Below are 19,265 nucleotides of genomic sequence, written 5' to 3' on the forward strand. Positions count from 1 at the left end.
CCACCCCCGCCGCCTACCCACACCTGTTCGCCCCGCTGGACCTGGGCTTCACCCAGCTGCGCAACCGCATCCTGATGGGCTCCATGCACACCGGCCTGGAAGACCGCGCCCGCGACCTCCCCAAACTGGCCGCGTACTTCGCCGAGCGCGCCGCCGGCGGCGTCGGCCTGATCGTCACCGGCGGCTTCGCGCCGAACGTGGTCGGCTGGCTGAAACCGTTTGGCGGCAAGCTGTCCTGGCCATGGGAAGTGCGCCCGCACCGGCAGGTGACCGCCGCGGTGCACACGCATGGCGCCAAGATCTGCCTGCAACTGCTGCACGCCGGGCGCTACGCCTACCACCCCCTGTCGGTGGCGCCGTCGAAACTGAAGGCGCCGATCAATCCGTTCACCCCGCGTGCGCTGTCGGCGCGCGGCGTCGAACGCCAGATCGATGCCTACGCCCATGCCGCCAAGCTGGCGCGCGAGGCCGGCTACGACGGCGTCGAGGTGATGGGCTCGGAAGGCTATCTGATCAACGAGTTCATCGCCCCGCGCAGCAACCGCCGCAATGACGCCTGGGGCGGCGACGCGGCCAAGCGCATGCGCTTCGCCGTGGAGATCGTGCGCCGCATCCGCGCCGCCTGCGGACCGGACTTCATCATCGTCTACCGGCTGTCGCTGGTGGACCTGGTCGAGGACGGCAGCGACTGGCAGGAGATCGTGCTGCAGGCGCAGGCGATCGAGGCCGCCGGCGCGACCCTCATCAACTCCGGCATCGGCTGGCACGAAGCACGCGTGCCGACCATCGCCACCTCGGTGCCGCGCGCGGCCTTCGCCGCGGTGACCGCCAAGCTCAAGCCGCACGTGCGGCTGCCGCTGATCGCCACCAACCGCATCAACATGCCCGACGTGGCCGAGCGCATCCTGGCCGGCGGCGGCGCCGACATGGTGTCGCTGGCGCGGCCGCTGCTGGCCGACCCGGAATGGGCGAACAAGGCGCAGCGCGGCCAGGCGCAGGCGATCAACACCTGCATCGCCTGCAACCAGGCCTGCCTGGACCACGTGTTCGAGAACAAGACCGCCAGTTGCCTGGTCAATCCCCGCGCGGCCGCCGAGACCGAACTGAACTACCTGCCGACCCGCGCGCCCAAGCGCATCGCCGTGGTCGGCGCAGGCCCGGCCGGCCTGGCCTGCGCCACCGTGGCCGCGCAGCGCGGCCACCGCGTCACCCTGTTCGACAGCGCCAGCGAGATCGGCGGCCAGTTCAACGTGGCCAAGCGCATTCCCGGCAAGGAGGAATTCCACGAGACGCTGCGCTACTTCCGCCACCAGATCGACGCCACCGGCGTGGAGTTGCGCCTGCACACCACCGCCGATGCGGCGCTGCTGGCCGACTTCGACGAGGTGGTGCTGGCCACCGGTATCGTGCCGCGCGCGGTGGACTTCCCCGGCGCCGATCATCCCAGCGTGGTCAGCTATCTGGACGTGCTGCAGGGCCGGGTACAGGCGGCGGACAAGGTGGCGATCATCGGCGCCGGCGGCATCGGCTTCGATGTCGGCGAGTTCCTGGTGCACGCCGGTGCGTCGACCGCGCTGGACCCGGCGCGGTGGATGGCCGAATGGGGCGTGGACCCGCAGTTCGAAGGCCGCGGCGCGCTGTGCAAGCCGCGCCCGGAGCCGCCGGCGCGCAGCGTGTGGCTGCTGCAGCGCAGCCCGGGCCGGCCCGGCGCGCGGCTGGGCAAGACCACCGGCTGGATCCATCGCGCCACGCTCAAGGCCAAGGGCGTGACCATGCTCGGCGGCGTCGAATACCTGGGCGTGGACGACAGCGGCCTGCGCATCCGCGTGGACGGCGCCGAGCAACTGTTGCCGGTGGGCACCGTGGTGGTCTGCGCCGGCCAGGAACCGCGGCGCGACCTGCAGGCGGCGCTGCAGGCCGCCGGCCGCAGCGCGCATCTGATCGGCGGTGCCGATGTCGCCGCCGAACTGGACGCCAAGCGCGCCATCGCCCAGGGCAGCCGGCTGGCGGCGCAGTTGTAGGGCGATCGCTCTCGATCCCGGCACGCGCAAGCCCAGGTCGCCCGCAGCAGTCAGGCCCGGCGCCCGTCACCGACGGGCCTGTGACGCTCAACGCGCCGCGCAGGGGAACGCGTCGTGCAGCGCCTGCTCCACCGGAACCGCGGCGCGCTGCCGCAACTGCGCCGGCGGCAGCGCGGCGAGCGCGGTGAACACGCGATCGACCAGTTCGTGCGTCAGCACGCCCTGCGCGCCGGCGCACCACTGTCTGCCTTCGCTGGCGTCGGCGACGCCGGCGATGTATAGCCGCGCCAGCGTGCCGGCCTGCGCGCGGCGTTGCTCGGCGCTGCCGGCGAGCGGCGTCGCCGCGGCCTGCGCATCGCCGCGCAGCAGACGCAACAGGTCGGCGGCGGACAGCTGATACACCGCCTGCGGGCGCGCGGCCACGGACGCGACGGCAGGCGCAGCGAAGGCGGCAAGACACAGGCACAGCAACCGGGGCCATGACCATGACAGCGACATCGGCGAACTCCTCGAACGACGGGGACCAGCGCCTTCGATCCTAGCAAGCCGGCGCGGCGGACTTGGTGCTGTCGCATCGCGCGGCTATAAGCCTGGGCATGCCGCCCGCCTCGCCCCTGCCCGCCCTGCCCCGCCTGCCGCAAACGGCGCTGGCGGCGTATGCCGGCGCGCATTTCGGCAAGAGCCTGCTGTGGTACGCCGGCGAACTGCTGCTGATCTACTCGCTGACCGAACATGCCGGGCTGCGCGCGATCACGGCCGGGCTGGTGCTGGCGCTGGGCCTGCTGCTCAGCGCCGCGATCGGCCTCGGCGCCGGCTGGGGCCTGCGCCGGCGCCTGCGCGACGTGCGCAGCGCCGGGCGTCTGCAATGGCACGGCCTGGCCGCCGCGGCGCTGGCGCTGCTGCTGGTGTTCGCCGCACCCTTGCTGCCGCCGCCGTGGCGACTCGGCTACGTGCTGGCGGTGAGCCTGCTGTTCCGGCTGGCCTACGCCGCCTGCGACGTGGCCCAGAACACCTTGCTGAGCCTGGCGCAGTGGCCCTGGCGCGGCCACGACGGCGCCAGTGCGCTGCGCCTGGCCGGCAGCGGCGCGGCGGCGCTGCTGATCAGCAGCGTGGTCGGTGCGGTGCTGGCGCGCGGGACCGATGGCGGCAGCCTGGCGCTGCAGGCCAGCGCGGTGCTGGCGGCGGTGGCGATGCTGTGCGCCTGGCAGTTGCAGCGGGCGCTGCGCCATCACGCCAATGCGCACCCTGCCCCGGCCGACGCCACGGCTGTGCTCGCGATCGACCGAGCGCCCTCGTGGCGCGCGATTCCCTGGCAGCCGCTGGCACTGATCGCAGCGGTCTCGCTGACCCTGCCCGCGTTCACCAAGCTCGCCCCGTACGTGGCCGCCTACGGCCTGCTCTCGCCCGGCTGGGGCAGTGCGGTCCTGATCGCCTACGCGCTTGGCACGGTGCTGGTGCAGCCGCTGGCCGCGCGCTGGGGTCGACAGCGCACGCCGACGCAACGGCTGGCCTGGCTCGGCGGCGCCCTGTTGCTGTGCGCGCCGCTGTTCGCCCTGGCGTTGCCGGCGCAGCCGCTGCTGAGCCTGGCCGCAGCGGCCTGCATCGGCGCCATCGGCGGCAGCGGCGGGCAACTGGTGTGGGCTTGGCATGCGCAGTACACAGCCACCCGGGCGGTCGCCGAGCATGCGCTGTGCTTCGCCGCGCTGACCGCCGCCGCACAGATCGCGCTGGCCGCCGGGGTGGTACTGATCGGCGTGCTGCTGGATGCGCTGGCCTACCGCGACGGGCACTGCCTGCTGCTGTGCTGGGCGATGGCGGCCGGCCCGCTGCTGTGCGGGGCGCTATGCCTGCTGCTGGCGCTGTTGACGGGACGCCGGCGATCGCATCCGATCGGTGCCGGCCTGGCGACGAACGCGAGCAGCGGCTGAGACAGCGGCGCACGGTCGACGCCACCGCGCTGCAACGCGGGCTAGCGTCTGGTCAGCAACACCTGCACCGCGGCGCGACGCACTGCGCCCGCCGCTGCATGTCTCAGGCGAAAAACGCCCGCTGCAGCGGCATCAACGCCGCGCCCAGGGTCACCGCGTCGCCGACGGTGCGGGCGATGCACAACTGCGGCAGCGGCGGCGCCAGGCCGTGGCGGTTGGGCGCGCGCGGGATGCGGATACGCTCGATCAGGCGCTGCGCGATCGCGGCCGGCAGGCGCCCGCCGATCACGATCGCCTGCGGATCCAGCGCATAGGCCAGATACGCGCACAACTGCGAGAACGGCGCCTCGGCCATGTCCAGCCAGGCGTCCACGCCCGGGGTGTGCGCGTCGATCGCGCCGAGCATCTGCTCGACTCCGGCGTAGTCCTGGCCGGCGGCCCGCACCAGCGACAGCAGCGCGTCCAGGTTCGGATAGGCCATGCCGCCGACGGTCCAGATGCCGCCGAACTCGCCGGCATTGCCGCGGTGGCCGCGGAACAGCCGGCCATCGGCGATGATGCCGCCGCCGAAGCCGTTGGTCAGGTGCAGGTAGACGAAGTCGCGGCAGTCGCGGCCGACCCCGTACAGACTCTCGGCCACCGCCGCCGCCGCGCCATCGTTCTCGATGGTGACCGCGCAGCCCAGGGCTTCTTCCAGGATCGGCACCAGGTCCACCTGGGTCCAGTCCTCCAGCGCCGGCGGCCCGGCCATCTGCCGGCCCTGCCCGGTGAAGAACGCCGAAATCGCCATGCCCATGCCGACTACCCGCGCCGGGTCCACGCCGGTCTCGGCCAGCAGCTCCGCACGGAATCGCTGCAACTGCGCCAGCACCGGCGCGCGGCGCATATCGGCCAGGCCCACGCGGCGCTGGCCGCGCACGGTGCCGGCGAAATCCACCAGCGCCAGCGCCACCACGTCGCCCATCAGGCCGATGCCGAAGGCGTAGGCGTAATCCGGCGCCAGCCGCACATCGACGCTGGGATTGCCGCGCCCCTCGGCGGCACGGGCGCTGAGCTGGACCATGCGGTCCTGTACGAAGCCCTGCAGCAGGCGCGCCACGGTGGGCTGCGACAGATCCAGGTCGCGGCTCAGCGCCGCCTGGGTCTGCACCCCGGTCTTGAACACACGATCGAGCAATTGGCGGCCGCCGGCACTGACGCGCGGCGGGAAATCGGAATGCGGCATAGGCGGACGCAAAGCGTGATGGATGCACGAACCGCAACAACCTAGCACGTGGACATCCAATTTTCATACATTGCAAATAGTATTAACCACACATTCTTTTACTGGGGGTCTTCATGCGTACCGTTCATCCGCACCCGAGCCTGCTGGCACTGGCGCTCGCGTCCATCCTCGGCAGCGCCGCGACCGTCCATGCCGAGGACGCGCCAGCACCCCCGGCAGACGCCACCACCACGCTGGACCAGATCGTGGTCACCGGCACGCCGCAGGGCCAGTCGCAGAAGGACGCCCCCTTCGCGATCAGCGTGGTGTCCAAGGAACGCCTGGAGCGCAGCACCCCGAGCAGCAGCGTGGACATGCTGCGGGCGGTCCCCGGCTTCTCCGCCGAACCCTCCGGCGGCCAGGGCGGCGGCCAGAACCTCTACGTGCGCGGCCTGCCGGCCGGCGGCTGGTACTACGTGCAGTACCAGGAAGACGGCCTGACCCTGTTCGACGAGCCGCAGGAAAGCTTCTTCAACGTCGACACCCTGTTCGCGCTGGACATGATGACCGAGCGCCTGGAAGTGGTCCGCGGCGGCACCTCGCCGCTGTTCGCGACCAACGCGCCGGGCGGCACGGTCAATGCCATCACCCGCCACGGCACCGCCACCCCCGAGGGCGCGGTACGCATGAGCGTCGGCAGCGACGGCCTGCGCCGCGAGGATGCCTACAGCGCCGGCCCGCTCAGCGAGAACGTGCTGTACAGCATCGGCGGCTACCACCGCAGCGACGACGGTCTGCGCCGCACCGGCTACACCGCCGACCAGGGCGGCCAGTTGCGCGGCAACCTGACCTTCCTGATGGGCGATGCGATCCTCGACGTCGACGCCAAGTACCTCAACGACCGGACCGCCTTCTACAACCCGATCCCGCTGGCCGACCCGCGCAACCCGTCGCAATCGCTGTCGGCGCTGATCGATCCGCTGGACGGCACCCTGCTGTCCAACGACCTGCGCCACACCACCGCGCTGAGCTTCGACGGCAACGGCCCGCTGGCGCGCAACCTCGACCTGGCCGACGGCATCCACAGCAAGGTCAAGCAACTCGGCACGCACCTGGAATGGGATCTGGGCAACGGCCTGACCTTCAACAACCGCATGCGCTTCGTCGATGCGGAGGTGGACTACACCGCGCTGTTCTCCGGCGCCGCGCCCTACGACGCCGGCGCCTATCTCAACACCCAGCTCGGCCGTGCGCGCAGCGGCTTCGGCACGCGGGTGGCGCGGGTCGGCTACGTCGCCAGCCGCAACGGCGCCGCCTACGATCCAGCCGCGGCCAACGGCCTGGTGCTGGAGAGCGGCTTGTGGAATGCGCGCACCCATCTGCGCACGCTGTCCGACGACCTGCGCCTGAGCAAGGCGTTCGACGACACGGCGCTGGGCCAGCACACGCTCACCGCCGGCCTCGACGTGCAGCACTTCGAATACCGCCAGGACCGCCTGCAGAACACCGTGCTGACCACGCTGCAGAACAACGCGCAGCGCCTGGACGTGCTGGCCTACGACGCCGCCGGCAACGTGGTCGGTTCGGTCACCCAGAACGGCTTCGTGCGCTACGGCAATGGCGTCACCCGCGGCTTCGCCAACGGCACCTACCTGTCGCCGTACCTGTGGGACTCGGTGCGCTTCGGCCGCCTTGGCCTGGATGCCGGCGTGCGCTACACCCGCTACAACGCCAACGGCGGCGTCTACGCCAACACCACGCGCAATCTCGGCGATCCGACCACGCTCGCCGACGACAACGTCGGCGGGCTCAGCGGTGCGTTCAGCCCGCGCACCGATCATCGCCATGCCACGCAGTGGACGCTCGGTGCCGAGTTCGCGCTGACCCCGCAGTTGCAGACCTTCGCCCGCTACACCCAGTCGCAGCGCCTGCCGCGGCTGCAGAACGTCTACCAGACCCAACACGCCGACGTCACCGATATCGACCAAGCCGAGGCAGGCCTGCGCGGCAGCTTCGGCGACACCTTCTCGTTCTCCACGGTCGGCTTCTGGAGCCGCTTCAACGATCTGTCGATCAGCGCCATCGTGCTCGACGGCAGCGGTGCGGTGCAGAGCCTGGCGCTGGTCGGCAAGACCCGCACCCTGGGCCTTGAATCGGAGTTCACCTGGCGGCCGCTGCCGCTGTTCGGCATCACCGGTTCGGCCACGCTGCAGGATCCGCAGACGCGTGGCCTGAGCAACGCGACCACCGGCCTCAGCTACGGCGACCTGGACGGCAAGCAGATCTCGCGCATCCCGAAGTTCATGGCGTCGATCAGCCCGACCCTGTACTTCGACATCGACGGCCGGCCGCTGGAACTGTCGGCCACCGCCTATCGCATGGGTCAGCGCTATGTGGACTACACCAATGCCACCGCCCTGCCCGCCTACACCACCTACGACCTTGGCCTGTTCGCGCGGTTGAGCGAGCACCTGGAGCTGCAGCTGCACGCCGCCAACGTCGGCAACGCGCTCGGCCTGACCGAAGGCAATGCGCGCGTGGACACGCTGTCCGGCCAGGGCACCGCCGACGCGATCTACGCGCGGCCGATCTTCGGCCGCAACTACAACACGTCGCTGACCTGGAGATGGTGAGCATGCGCTGCCGGAGACTGCTGATGAGCGCCGTGCTGTCGATGCCGGTCCTGGCCATGGCGGCAACGCCGAGCCTGCCCGACCGGCTGCGCGACCCGCATGGGCCGGCGCTGGTGGTGTCGCACCGCGCCTGCTGGACGTTCGCCTCGGAGAACACCCTGGACGGCATCGCCGCGTGCATCGCGCGCGGCGTGGACATGGTCGAGATCGACGTGCGCACCACCCGCGACGGCGCGCTGGTGCTGATGCACGACGAGACGGTGGACCGCACCACCGACGGGCACGGCGCGGTGGCCGATCTGGACGCGGCGCAGATCGCCGCCTTGCGCGTGCGCAGCCGGGGTGGCGGCCGCGACAGCACGCTCACCGCGCGGCATCCGCCGACGCTGGCGCAGGCGCTGGCCGTGGCGCGCGGCAAGGTGCTGGTGAACCTGGACGTCAAGGCCGCGGCGCTGGACCAGGTGATCGACGCGGTGGACGCGGCCGGCGCGCAACGCGACGTGCTGCTCAACGTGCCGCTGGACGTGCCCGCAGCGGTGCTGCAGCGCGCGCGCAAGGCCGACATCGCGGTGCAGGCGCTGTACCTGCAGCGCGAATCGACGCTGCCGCCCGAGCAGGCCCTGCGCCGCGCCGTCAGCTTGCAGCCGGCGGTGGTGCAGCTGATGTTCGACGACCCGGTGGTGCTGGACATCGCGCAGCGCGAACTGGCGCCGCACGCGCGCCTGTTCGTCAACACCATGACCAACGACATCGCCAGCGGCAGGCCGATGCGGCTGTCGGCCAACTACACCGACCAGCGCGCGCTGCGCGATCCGGCCGCGGTCTGGGGTGGGCTGCGCAAGCACGGCGTCAGCATGATCCAAACCGACGAGCCGTTGGCATTGCAACGCTACCTGCACGGCGCGGACACGCCACGGTAGCCGGCCTCGGTCCAAATCCCGGCGACACCGCGCGGTGGCCCACGCGGGGTGTCGCCAGGAGTCCAGTTTCAGACGGGTGGCATGCAACGCCAGGACGATGCCCGTCGCTTCGAGCATTGCGCTGCAAACAACCGCGTCCATGGGCGCGGCGGTTGCCGCGCGCTGCGCTGCTTCACTTCATTCCATCAACCCCGAACGGAAGAGAGCACATGAAACTGCCCAAGAAACCCGCCAAGGTTCTCGCCCTGGCGCTGGCCTGCGCGTCGCTGGCCACGCTGTCCGGCATGGCGTCGGCCGCCAGCAACTGGAACCCGCAACATATCCTCAACGTGATGAAAGCCCCCTACCAGGGCAGCCACGCCGATGTCGTGGTGATTTCGCACCGCGGCCTGGTCGGCGACGGCTGCGCGGAAAACTCCACCTGCTCGATCCTCAGCACTTACAACAACAACATCGAAGCGATCGAACTCGATGTCAAGCAGGCCTCCGACGGCATCCTTTGGCTGTTCCACGACCAGAACGCCGGTCGCGTGGTGTATCACGAACCCGGCTTCTATATCTTCCAGCCGGCAACCAATCCGAAGGGCTGGAATCCGGACATCAGCACCCTGACCAGTCATGATCTGGTCAACTCGTTCCTGCGCGACAAGAACTTCGCCAAGACCAACGACAATCCGACCTCGCTGGCCAAGGCGCTGAACACCGTGGTGACCTACGCCAACCACATGGTGGTGGTGCTTGATCTGAAGAACCTGGATGCAGTCTCGCGCGCGGCCGACCAGGTCCACGCGTTCCGCATGGAGAACCAGGTGGTGCTGAAATTCAGCGCCTCGCTGCTGCCGAAGACGCCCAGCGAGATCACCCGCTTCACCAAGGGTGTGCCATTCGCGCCGACCATCTACGCCGGCGACATGGACAGGCTGGCCGATGGCGGCTACGTCGGCGAGTGCGGCTCGGGGCGCGGCGACACGCCGGCGTGCCGGGTCAACGCCTGGATCAACGAGGCGCGTCGCCAAAACGGCTTCGCCTGGCTGGAAATCGGCAACAAGCAGCCCCGCCGCGGCGACCCGACCGCCGAACTGCTGGCCGAGAACCAGGCGCAGAAACGCGCGATCGGCGCGTTCTCGCCGGTGCCCGAGTACCGCCTCAGCAGCCATGACGGCCAGCACTACGTGCGCAGCAACGGCACCTGCTGTGCCTCGCTCGACGATTACCTGACCCGTACCAAGTACTTCGGCAACGAGACCGCCGACGACCGTCCGGACTTCCGCGCACAGGTCACTGCCGGCTTCACCAGCATCATCACCGACGATCCGCTCGGGGTGATCCGCGCCAACGTGCCGCGCAACACCGCGCGCTACAACTGACCACTGACTGGTCGCGCCGGGGAGTGCGCTCCCCGGTCCTGCACGGCGCCCATGCGCCGTGCAGTCCGTCGCCCGCCTTCAGGAGTTCCCATGCGTTCCGCCCCACGTCCCCGTCATCTGCTTCTCGCGCTGCTGGTCGCCGGCGCGTGCGTGCCGCTGCTGCAACGCGCGGCCACCGCCCACGGCGCGCAACCCGCAGCGCCGGCTTCCCTCGCAACACACCCGCATGCCGGCCCGGCCAGTGCGCAGACGCCGCCGTCCACTGGTGCCGCTTCGATGAACGGTAGCGCCGTGCCCGGGCCACCTGCGAGTGCGGTGCTGGCCGCGGCGCAGGCGCTGCCTGCCGACTTCCAGGCCGATGTGCTGCTGCGCTTGGCTGCATCCGCCGATCTTCCAGCCGACGGCAACCGGGCCGCTGCCGCGCAACGGCTGACCCAACAGGCCGTGGCACTGGCCGAGCGCGCGCAACGGCGCATGCCAGGCCTGGCCCGCGTCGGCAGCATCGACGAAGAGCACGACGACGAACTTCGCTCACCGCGCACCGCTGGTCTGGATCGGCTGACGCTGCAGACACGCGCCGCACAACACGCCACGCCAGCGCAGGTTCAGGCGTTGTTCGCCGCGCTGCCGACGCCGCACGCCGGCAGTTGCGATGCGGACTATCTCGACGATCCCAGCCCGACCTATGCGTTGGCCAGCGCATTGCAGCCGGCGTCACCGGCAGCGCGCGCGAGCGCAATCGCCGCACGCGTGGACGCGGCGCAACACGAAACCGACACCGCCCCGGCGCTGAAGATGGCGCTCGCCGCGGCGCCGCTGGACACTGCGGGACAGGCACAGCTCGGCGACAGCCTGGTGCGCATGTTCGAACGCATCCGCGGCGACGATGCCGGTTTCACCGCCACCGAACTCAGCGTGGCCGGCGATATGCCGCTGGTGCTGCAACAAATGTCCGACAGCGCCCTGCGCGAGCGCCTGCACGCTGCCTACCGCGGCTACGTCGCCGCGCATCTTGCGCAGACGCGCTGCGCTTCCAGCGTGCTCGGCAACCACTGGCTGCTGGAACAGCGCTTCGTCGCCGAGCTGCCGGCCGAGCGCATCGTGCCGGCACCGCAGCTCCCCGCGCAGTCGATCGACGCCGATGCGATCTCGCTGATCCGCCAGGCCGGCTACAACATCCGCACGCAGTTGCTGGATGCGGCTGCTGGTGCAGGCGATGCGGCCACGGAAAAAGCATCGATCGAGTTCCTCGACCAACTCGACCACGGCGTGCTGCAGCAGACCGCCGCCAGCGACGATAGCGGCCGCGTGCAGCGCGCGCGCCTGCGCGAACTGCTGCGCTATCTCGAGTACGCGCCGGCGGGCGCGGCGCGCGACCGCGGCATGCACCTGCTCGCCACGCTGCTGAGCGGCCCGTATTACGCACGCGATCACGACACCTGGTTCGGCGATCTGCGCGTGCTCGCCGATCAGGCACAGCGTTGGCCGGATCGCGATCAACGCCTGGCGCAACTGAGCGGACACGCCGATCCGGTGGTGAAGGTGTACGCCATGCTGATGCAGCGCAAGCAGTTTCCCTGAGCCTCATGCGCCGCAGTGCGGCGTTGCACAATGCCGTCGCGCGGCCAGGCGCGACGGCATCTCGACACAGCGAGATGTGAACCCTGTCAACACTCGGGATTCAGTTGCGATTCGGGAACCGGCCCCTATCGTTCGCGCCTCTTCTCGATCCGCCCATCTTGGCGGATCCGCCGGACTTCAGATTGCCGGCACCCGGGCGGCCCGTGACAGGCCGCCTCCCCATGACGCCAAGCCGCATCGCTTGCCGCGCCATCCCGGCGCAGCGCCACGACGACGGCCCATACGGAGCAAGGAGTACGATGAAACTGGCCTGGATTCTCTGGCTCTCGCAATTGTTGCCGCAACCCGCTGCCGATTCGCTTTGCCTCAGCACCACCGTATACCTGGAAGCGCGCGACCAGACGCTGCGCGGACAACAAGCCGTCGCGGAAGTGGCGCTGCGTCGCCTGGACAGCGGCCTGTGGGGCGATTCGATGTGCCAGGTGGTCACCGCACGCAAGCAGTTCGCGCCAGGCCTGGTGAAGCCGGGCACCGAACTGAAGAACGACGACGCCTGGGCCGATGCGGTCAAGGTCGCCTTCGCCGCCGAGCGCAACTGGGCGCTGCCGCAGGGCCAGCGCAAGGAGATCGTGCCGGGCGCCAGCCACTTCGCCGCGCATGCCATCGCCAGCCCGAGTTGGCGCAATGCCTATCAGGTCGCGACCATCGGCGACCACACGTTCTATCGCGTGCAGAAGCTGCACCCGCGCAACGCGTCCTGATCGTTCGCCACACAGGCATGCCCTGACGCAGGCGCGCGCGCCACGCATGGCGCGTCTTCATCGCCAAGCGCCCCGCACAGCAGGTACGCTCTGCCGTCCTGACCGATGCGGAACCGCCTGCCATGAAACTCTATTCCAAGCCCGGCGCCTGTTCGCTGGCCGATCACATCGCGCTGCGCTGGGCCGGATTGCCGTTCGAACTGAAGCTGCTGGATGCCGCGGCGATGAAGGCGCCGGCGTACCTGGCGATCAATCCGGCCGGCGCGGTGCCTGCGCTGCAGATGGACGACTGGGTGCTGACCCAGAACTCGGCGATCCTCAACTACATCGCCGATCTCGCGCCCGACGCGCACCTGGCTGGCGACGGCAGCCCGCGCAGCCGTGCCGAAGTGCAGCGCTGGCTGGCCTTCCTCAACGCAGATCTACACCCGGCGTTTCATCCGCTGTTCGGCAGCACCCGCTATCTCGACGATGCCGCGGTGATCGCCCGCACCCAGGAACATGCACGCGAACGCGTGCGCACGCTGTACGCGCGCGTGGAAGCTGCGCTGGAACAGCAGACCTGGCTGGGCGGCGCGCGCCGTTCCATCGCCGATGCCTACCTGTTCGTCACCCTGCGCTGGGCGCGCGCGCAGCAGATCGCGCTCGGCCCCAATCTGCAACTGCATTTCGAACGCATGTCCGCCGATCCGCAGGTGCAGGCGGCGCTGCAGGCCGAAGGGCTGAGCTGATCGGCGATGCGAACGCCGGCGCGGCTGCGCCGGCGTCGCCAGTCGCACGTCAACCGCGCAAGGCGCGGCGGATTTCCTCCAGCGCGCCGGGATCGTCCAGCGTCGACAGATCGCCCGGATCGCGCTGCTCGGCCAGCGCCTGCAGCGAGCGCCGCAACAATTTGCCCGACCGCGTCTTCGGCAAGGCCTGCACCAGATACACCTGCGCCGGCCGCGCCACCGCGCCAAGACGCTCCACCACGCACTGGCGCAGTTCCTCGACTACTGCCGCGGCATCCGGCGCGACCTGCTTCAGCGTCGCGAACACCACCGGCACCTGCCCCTTCAATTCGTCGTGCATGCCGATCACCGCGACCTCGGCCACGTCAGCATGGCCGGCGATGGCTTCCTCGATCTCGCGCGTGCCCAGGCGATGTCCGGCCACGTTGATCACGTCGTCGGTGCGGCCGAGAATGAAGGTGTAGCCGTCCTCGTCGCGGATCGCCCAGTCCAGCGAGCTGTACAGCAGCGTATCGAAATGGCTGAAGTAGCTGCGCAGGAAGCGCGCGTCGTCGTTCCACACCGTGGTCATGCAGCCCGGCGGCAACGGCGGCTCGATCACCAGCACGCCCTTGCGCCCGGCCGGCACCTCGACGCCGTGCTCGTCGACGATGCGCGTGCGGTACCCAAGATTGGGAAAGCCGGGCGATCCCGGTTTCACCGGCCGCAACTCGACGCCCGGCAACAGGGTCAGCACCGGCCAGCCGGTTTCGGTCTGCCAGTAGTTGTCGATCACCGGCTTGCCCAGCGCCTCGCCGATCCACAACGCAGTCGGCTCGTCCAGCGGCTCGCCGGCCAGGAACAGATAGCGCAGCGCGCTCAGGTCGCGCTCGCGCAGGTAGCGCGCCGGATGTTTCTTCAGCACGCGGATCGCGGTCGGCGAGGAAAACATGGTGCGCACCCGGTACTTCTCGCACAGCGCCCACCACACGCCGGGATCCGGCTGCACCGGCAGGCCTTCGTACAACAGCGAGGTCGCGCCGACGATCAGCGGACCGTACACGTTGTACGAATGCCCCACCGCCCAGCCCACGTCGGAGGTGGAAAACATGGTCTGCCCCGGGCCGCAGTCGAACACCGTGCGCATCGACAACGCCAGCGCCACCGCATGCCCGCCGACATCGCGCTGCACGCCCTTGGGCTTGCCGGTGGTGCCGGAGGTGTACAGCAGGTAGCTGGGCTCGTTGGATTCCAGCCACACCACCGGCACCTGCGCATCGCCGACCTCGGCGCGCAGCTCGGCATAGTCGACATCGCGCCCGGGCACGCGCGGCTGCGCCGGATCCAGCCCGCGCGAGACGATCAGCACGGTCTGCGGCGGCGCACTGGCCTCCGCGCAGGCGGCATCGACCAGCGGCTTGTAGGGGATGCGCTTGCCGCCGCGGCTACCGGCATCGGCGGCGATCAACAGCTTGGGCCGCGCATCGTCGATGCGCAGCGCCAGGTTGTGCGCGGCGAAACCGCCGAACACCACCGAATGCACCGCGCCGATGCGCGCGCAGGCCAGCATCGCGAACACCGCCTCGGCCATGTTCGGCATGTAGATGACCACGCGGTCGCCGCGCTGCACGTCCAGCCGCTGCAGCACCGCCGCGAAGGCGTTGACCTCGCGGTGCAGCTGCGCATAGGTGATCTCCTGAGTCTGCCCGGTTTCGCTGGACACCGCGACCAGCGCCAGTTGCGTGGCGCGTTCGGGCAGATGCCGGTCCACCGCGTTGTGGCACAGATTGGTCAGCCCGCCGACGAACCAGCGCCGGAACGGCGGCGTGTCGTACTCCAGGATCGCCTGCGGCGGCCGCTCCCAGTGGATCGCCCTGGCCTGCTCGGCCCAGAACTCTTCCGGCCGCTCGATCGAGCGTCGGTACAGCGTCGCGTAGTCCATGCCGCCCCTCCCAAGGCCGGTGCACCGGCTCCGAGCATAGTCCTTCGGCGGGGAGGGCGTCGTTCCGACCTTGGTCGAAGAACATAAACGTTCTCCTCACAATCCCTAGGGGCGAGTTTGGGCTGAGCTAACTGTCAGACCCAGCTTGAAGTGAGGAGCGAATCTCAACCCACTCTTCCCAGGCCCGCTCAGGATCGATGTCGTTGTATCCGCGAGATTCCGCGATAGCATCGCATACGCCCTTTGGCAATGCGATGCAAACAGCATTGTCTCTCGCCTCCAGGACTTCGCCTTCTGTGAGAGAAGATCCCTTCTTTTTTTCCAGATTAAGCAAAACTGCAACTAGCGGAGGCACTGGCACAATGATGAGATCGTCTTCAAATTCATTCTTCATCGTATTTACCCCAAAGATCCGCCGGCAAACGCACTGAGCCCAGCAATTTTCAGCCATCAACAGATGAATTCAGCTTACTCAGCAACTCATCAATTGCCTGACCTCCCCTCTTGCTATTCTCCTCTAGCCGAGCCCTGAGCTCAGAAGCATCACCATCCAAACCTGATTCACTTCGAATTGCGCACATTAGACTGATCTGCGCGGGGCCAAGCCTTTTTATTTCCTCAAGGACCGCTCTTGCGAAGCCTTGCTGATTAGAGTTGTAGACATCCCAGGCGGCATTGCGCGCGCCTGAATGAATTGAAGACTGCTCACGATAGTTGCTCAATGAGTTAAACAGCGAAGCCAGCCGAATTTGATTTGGCACCCCTGATTCGTTTTCCGCTGCAATCTCGGAAAGCACTCGCTGCACCTGAGCAGCACTCTGTTGATACAGTTCATCCGAAATCCTAATGTCGATCTTTGCCTCATGCATTGGCTTTGCAAAGCCGATAAGCCTTAGAAGCGCCTCCCCATACAGCGCAGTCAACTCGGCCGCGGCCGCTGTAGCTTCTCGAGAGCCAACAAGTTGGACTTTCGCCAACATTGCGATCACACCTTGCAGAGGCTCTCCAAAACCGCCCTCAGTTGGATCTTGAGCAGAGAGAGATCCAAGGTACCCATTCGCTCTATTTGTTTCGGCAATAAGCGGCAAGTACACATCTCGCCTCAGACTTGCGAGACGATCCTGATGCTTCTCTTTTGCATCATGCCGCAACTGCTCCTTAAGCCGGCTCATGCTGGCACGATTGGAAAGGACCACGCCACTCAAAGAGATAAATGCAGCGACAATTCCCGACCAAATGACGGTCGGCAAACTGAAGGACAGAGGATCCATGGATACGTCTTCCTAGACGGTTGACTGAGATGCGCACAGTGCTTCCGCGACCATGAGCATCAATTACTAGCTACTTCCCCGGCACCGTAAACGCCCCCCCCCCGGCGCCTGCTCGAAGCGCGTGGCCACCGAATCCTTGCTGAGTTGCATGATCTGCGCCAACGGCTTGTGCGGCACGCCCTGGAAATTGACCGTGACCTGGACCAGCGCGCCGTTCGCCCAGTTGAAGCCGACCGCGGGCTTGCTGCCGACCGATTTCTCCAAGTCGGCAGCCACCTCCCGCGAATGCGCGTACGCATTCTTCACCGTGTCGACCGCACCGCATGCAGTGAGCGCCAGCAACACCGGCGCGCAGAGCAAACGCCATGTCATCGTGCGCTCCCAGGTCGGCCGACTATTGCGTCTTCGCCTTGTCCGCCGACGCCGCACGCGGCGGCGCCTGCTTCACGTAGCGGTCGAACCACTCCAGCATTTCCGCCACCACGTCCTCGTTGGATTCGCGCGCGGTGTACCAGTGCGGTTCGAACGGCAGCAGCACCAGCCGCGCGGTGCCGCCGAGGCCGCGGATGGCCTGGAACATGCGCGGGGCCTGGGTGGTCTCGGTGCCGGGGTTGGCATCGTCCATGCCGTGCACCAGCAGCAGTGGTTCGTTGATCTTGTCGGCGTGGAAGAACGCCGAGGCCTGCGCGTACACCTCCGGTGCGGCCCAGAACGACCGCCGCTCGTTCTGGAAGCCGAACGGGGTCAGGGTCTTGTTGTAGCTGCCGCTGGTGGCCACACCGGCGCGGAACAGGTCGGTGTGCGCCAGCAGGTTGGCCGCCATCAGCGCGCCGTGGCTGTGGCCGGTGACGCCGATGCGGTCGCGGTCGACCACGCCCAGCGCCACCGCCTTGTCCACCGCCGCCTGCGCGTTCTCCACCAACTGCTGCAGGTAAGTGTCGTAGGCGGTCTTGGGATCGCCGACGATCGGGAACGCGGCGTCGTCGATGATCGCGTAGCCGGCCAGCAGCAACAGCTGGTAGGAATGCAGGCGGGTGAAGTCGCGGTCGTTGGCGCCGCTGACCTGGCCGGCCTTGGAGGCATCGGCGTAGTCCAGCGGATAGGCGTAGAGGATCGCCGGCACGCGCGTGCCTTCCTTGTAGCCGGGCGGCGTGTACAGGGTGAAGGACAGTTCCACGCCGTCCTTGCGCTTGTAGGTCACCAGCCGCTTCTTGATCTGCCGCACCACCGGTGTCGGATCGGGGAAGCGAGTCACCGGCGCCAGGGTGGAGGCGACCACCGCCTCGCCGGCTGCCGCAGCCGGCTGCGGCTGGCCCAGCGTGCGCAGGTAGACGTTCGGCGGGTCGCTCGGCGACTGCCTCCAGGTCAGCAAGCGGGTGGTGTCGTCGGCGGCGAACCCGGCGAAGGCTTCGTCGACGTCGGCGCCGCTGCGGAACAGGCGCTGGGTCTTGCCGCTGGCCAGGTCGTAGCGGTCCAGGAACGGCCGGTCGCCGCTCGGGGTGGCGCCCTGCCCGCTCAGGAACAGCGCGCCGTTGTCCTCGCGCAGCACGTATTCGCCGTTGGCCAGGCGACGCAGCTCGGGCGTGCCGGGATCGGCGTACAGGTCGTCGGTGGACAGGTCGAACAGCACCCGCCCGGCGCTGCCGGGGCGGTCCGCATCCAGCAGCGTGGTGCGGCGCCAGTGGCGGTTCTCGTCGTACTCGTCCAGCAGCGCCTGCCCGCCCTGGGCGAACCAGCTCAGGCCGGCGTAGCGCTGGGTCACCTTGGCCAGCTCGCGCGGCTTGCCGGTGAACGGTGCAGACAGGGTCAGCAGCTTGTCGCGCGCCGGCACGTTGGTTTTCCAGTCGCCGCCGTCCAGCGCCTCGGCCCAGATCAGCGTGGCCGGCTGGTTGGCGCGCCAGGAATAGTCGCGCGGTCCGGTCGGCTCGCCGTGCACCGGCACCCGGTCGGCCACCGGCAGGTTCGCCAGCACGCGCTCGCTGCCATCGGCCAGGTCCAGCACCGCCACGTCGTGGGCGAAGCGGCCGTAGGTGGTGACGTAGGAGTACGGACGCTGCAGGCGCTCCACGCGCACGTGGCGGCCGTCCGGCGCACCGTCGACCACCGAGTACACCGCCGGCTTGCCGACCGTGCGCAGCTTGCCGCTGGCGGCATCCACGGTGACCAGCTGCGCCGTGGCGTAGTAGGTGAACAGGGCCTCGTCCTCGGGGCTGGACAGGGTGTCGCGGGCCTCGTAGGTGCTGCTCTCGCCCTTGCCGCGGATCGCTTCCTTGACCTCCGGTCCCGGCGGCACCGCCGCCTTGACCGGCGCCGGGCCCAGGTCCTGCGGTACCGCGCGCACCAGCAGCGTGTCGCTGCCGCCCAGCCACTGGATCTCGCCGCCCAGCACCGGGTTGAGCTGCACGCCGTCGATACGACGCACCGCGCCGGTGGCGACATCGCCCAGCCACAGTTCGACGCGGTCGGCCGCGGTGTTGTTGAAGGCGAAGCGGCGCCCGTCCGGCGACCACACCGGCTGCGCCGGGCAGGCACCGGCCGGCAAAGTCACTGCGGTCTGCTTGCCGCTGGCCACGTCGACCAGGCTGAAGCCGTCCAGGCAGGCGCGGATGCCGTAGCCGTTGGACATGTCGTGGCGGGCGTGGGTGCGCGGTTCCACGCGCACCCCGGCCAGCTTCAGGTACGGCTCGGCGACGCGCGCGATCGGCGGGTAGGCCTGGCGCTCCACCAGCAACAGGGTGCGCCCGGTCGGGTCCAGCCGCGGCGTCGGATTGAGCGGGGCGCGCATCACGCCCAGCAGCGGCTCGGGCGGTTGCCGATACCCGCTGTCGGCGGTGGCGGCGTGGGCGGCGACAGGCAACGCACTGGCGAGCGCCAGGGCGCCGATCCAGCGGAACGGCATGAGCATGGTCGAAATCCCCTTTCGAATG

15 protein-coding genes are annotated in these 19,265 nt (G+C 69.0%); 8 read left to right on the top strand and 7 right to left on the bottom strand.

All coding sequences use genetic code 11. The features are described from left to right. Positions 1–23: 23 nt before the first annotated feature. A complete protein-coding gene (locus CEK65_RS14800; protein WP_193314802.1) occupies positions 24–2,021 on the top strand; it encodes an NADPH-dependent 2,4-dienoyl-CoA reductase in 1,998 nt (665 codons plus the stop codon). Between the two features lie 87 nt (positions 2,022–2,108). Here CEK65_RS14800 and CEK65_RS14805 read toward each other — a convergent pair whose 3' ends face one another. Continuing rightward, on the bottom strand, positions 2,109–2,519 hold the full coding sequence (locus CEK65_RS14805) for a Rap1a/Tai family immunity protein (RefSeq protein WP_043086288.1): 411 nt from the start codon (positions 2,517–2,519) through the stop codon (positions 2,109–2,111). A gap of 98 nt (positions 2,520–2,617) precedes the next feature. Here CEK65_RS14805 and CEK65_RS14810 point away from each other — a divergent pair, with 98 nt between their 5' ends. After that, positions 2,618–3,949: an MFS transporter gene (locus CEK65_RS14810; protein WP_152182205.1), complete on the top strand. Its 1,332-nt coding sequence runs from the start codon at positions 2,618–2,620 to the stop codon at positions 3,947–3,949. A gap of 103 nt (positions 3,950–4,052) precedes the next feature. On the opposite strand, the gene CEK65_RS14815 is transcribed toward CEK65_RS14810, so the two are convergent. Then, positions 4,053–5,174, bottom strand: a complete 1,122-nt coding sequence (locus CEK65_RS14815) for an ROK family protein (RefSeq protein ID WP_152182206.1) — start codon at positions 5,172–5,174, stop codon at positions 4,053–4,055. A gap of 113 nt (positions 5,175–5,287) precedes the next feature. Here CEK65_RS14815 and CEK65_RS14820 point away from each other — a divergent pair, with 113 nt between their 5' ends. The 6 genes from CEK65_RS14820 (at position 5,288) to CEK65_RS14845 (ending at position 13,146) form a co-directional block, all read left to right on the top strand. Next, positions 5,288–7,786 carry a TonB-dependent receptor gene (locus CEK65_RS14820; RefSeq protein ID WP_152182207.1) on the top strand — a complete coding sequence of 833 codons (2,499 nt, stop codon included), beginning with the start codon at positions 5,288–5,290 and terminating at the stop codon, positions 7,784–7,786. A 23-nt stretch (positions 7,787–7,809) separates the two neighbouring features. Continuing rightward, a complete protein-coding gene (locus CEK65_RS14825) occupies positions 7,810–8,706 on the top strand; it encodes a glycerophosphodiester phosphodiesterase family protein (protein ID WP_152182208.1) in 897 nt (298 codons plus the stop codon). Positions 8,707–8,915: 209 nt separating this feature from the next. After that, positions 8,916–10,073: a glycerophosphodiester phosphodiesterase family protein gene (locus tag CEK65_RS14830; RefSeq protein ID WP_152182209.1), complete on the top strand. Its 1,158-nt coding sequence runs from the start codon at positions 8,916–8,918 to the stop codon at positions 10,071–10,073. 90 nt (positions 10,074–10,163) lie between these two features. Then, the gene (locus CEK65_RS14835; protein ID WP_226980591.1) at positions 10,164–11,654 is read left to right on the top strand and encodes a hypothetical protein; all 1,491 of its coding nucleotides are present in this window, start codon (positions 10,164–10,166) and stop codon (positions 11,652–11,654) included. 299 nt (positions 11,655–11,953) lie between these two features. Then, positions 11,954–12,415 carry a cell wall hydrolase gene (locus tag CEK65_RS14840; RefSeq protein WP_152182210.1) on the top strand — a complete coding sequence of 154 codons (462 nt, stop codon included), beginning with the start codon at positions 11,954–11,956 and terminating at the stop codon, positions 12,413–12,415. A 122-nt stretch (positions 12,416–12,537) separates the two neighbouring features. After that, complete coding sequence (locus CEK65_RS14845) at positions 12,538–13,146, top strand: glutathione binding-like protein (RefSeq protein WP_017911124.1); 609 nt, start codon at positions 12,538–12,540, stop codon at positions 13,144–13,146. 49 nt (positions 13,147–13,195) lie between these two features. Here CEK65_RS14845 and prpE read toward each other — a convergent pair whose 3' ends face one another. The 5 genes from prpE to CEK65_RS14870 all read right to left on the bottom strand — a co-directional run bounded on the left by prpE (position 13,196) and on the right by CEK65_RS14870 (position 19,243). Next, a complete protein-coding gene (prpE, locus tag CEK65_RS14850) occupies positions 13,196–15,067 on the bottom strand; it encodes a propionate--CoA ligase (protein WP_152182211.1) in 1,872 nt (623 codons plus the stop codon). Between the two features lie 127 nt (positions 15,068–15,194). After that, complete coding sequence (locus tag CEK65_RS14855) at positions 15,195–15,461, bottom strand: hypothetical protein (RefSeq protein ID WP_152182212.1); 267 nt, start codon at positions 15,459–15,461, stop codon at positions 15,195–15,197. 49 nt (positions 15,462–15,510) lie between these two features. Continuing rightward, entirely contained in the window at positions 15,511–16,338 is an 828-nt protein-coding gene (locus tag CEK65_RS14860) for a hypothetical protein (RefSeq protein WP_152182213.1), read from the bottom strand. 66 nt (positions 16,339–16,404) lie between these two features. After that, positions 16,405–16,710 carry a hypothetical protein gene (locus tag CEK65_RS14865; protein ID WP_152182214.1) on the bottom strand — a complete coding sequence of 102 codons (306 nt, stop codon included), beginning with the start codon at positions 16,708–16,710 and terminating at the stop codon, positions 16,405–16,407. A 22-nt stretch (positions 16,711–16,732) separates the two neighbouring features. Beyond that, entirely contained in the window at positions 16,733–19,243 is a 2,511-nt protein-coding gene (locus CEK65_RS14870) for a prolyl oligopeptidase family serine peptidase (RefSeq protein ID WP_152182215.1), read from the bottom strand. Positions 19,244–19,265: the final 22 nt, after the last annotated feature.

The sequence above is a fragment of the Xanthomonas sp. LMG 12459 genome, from assembly GCF_009192905.1.
Classification (GTDB): Bacteria; Pseudomonadota; Gammaproteobacteria; order Xanthomonadales; family Xanthomonadaceae; genus Xanthomonas_A; species Xanthomonas_A sontii.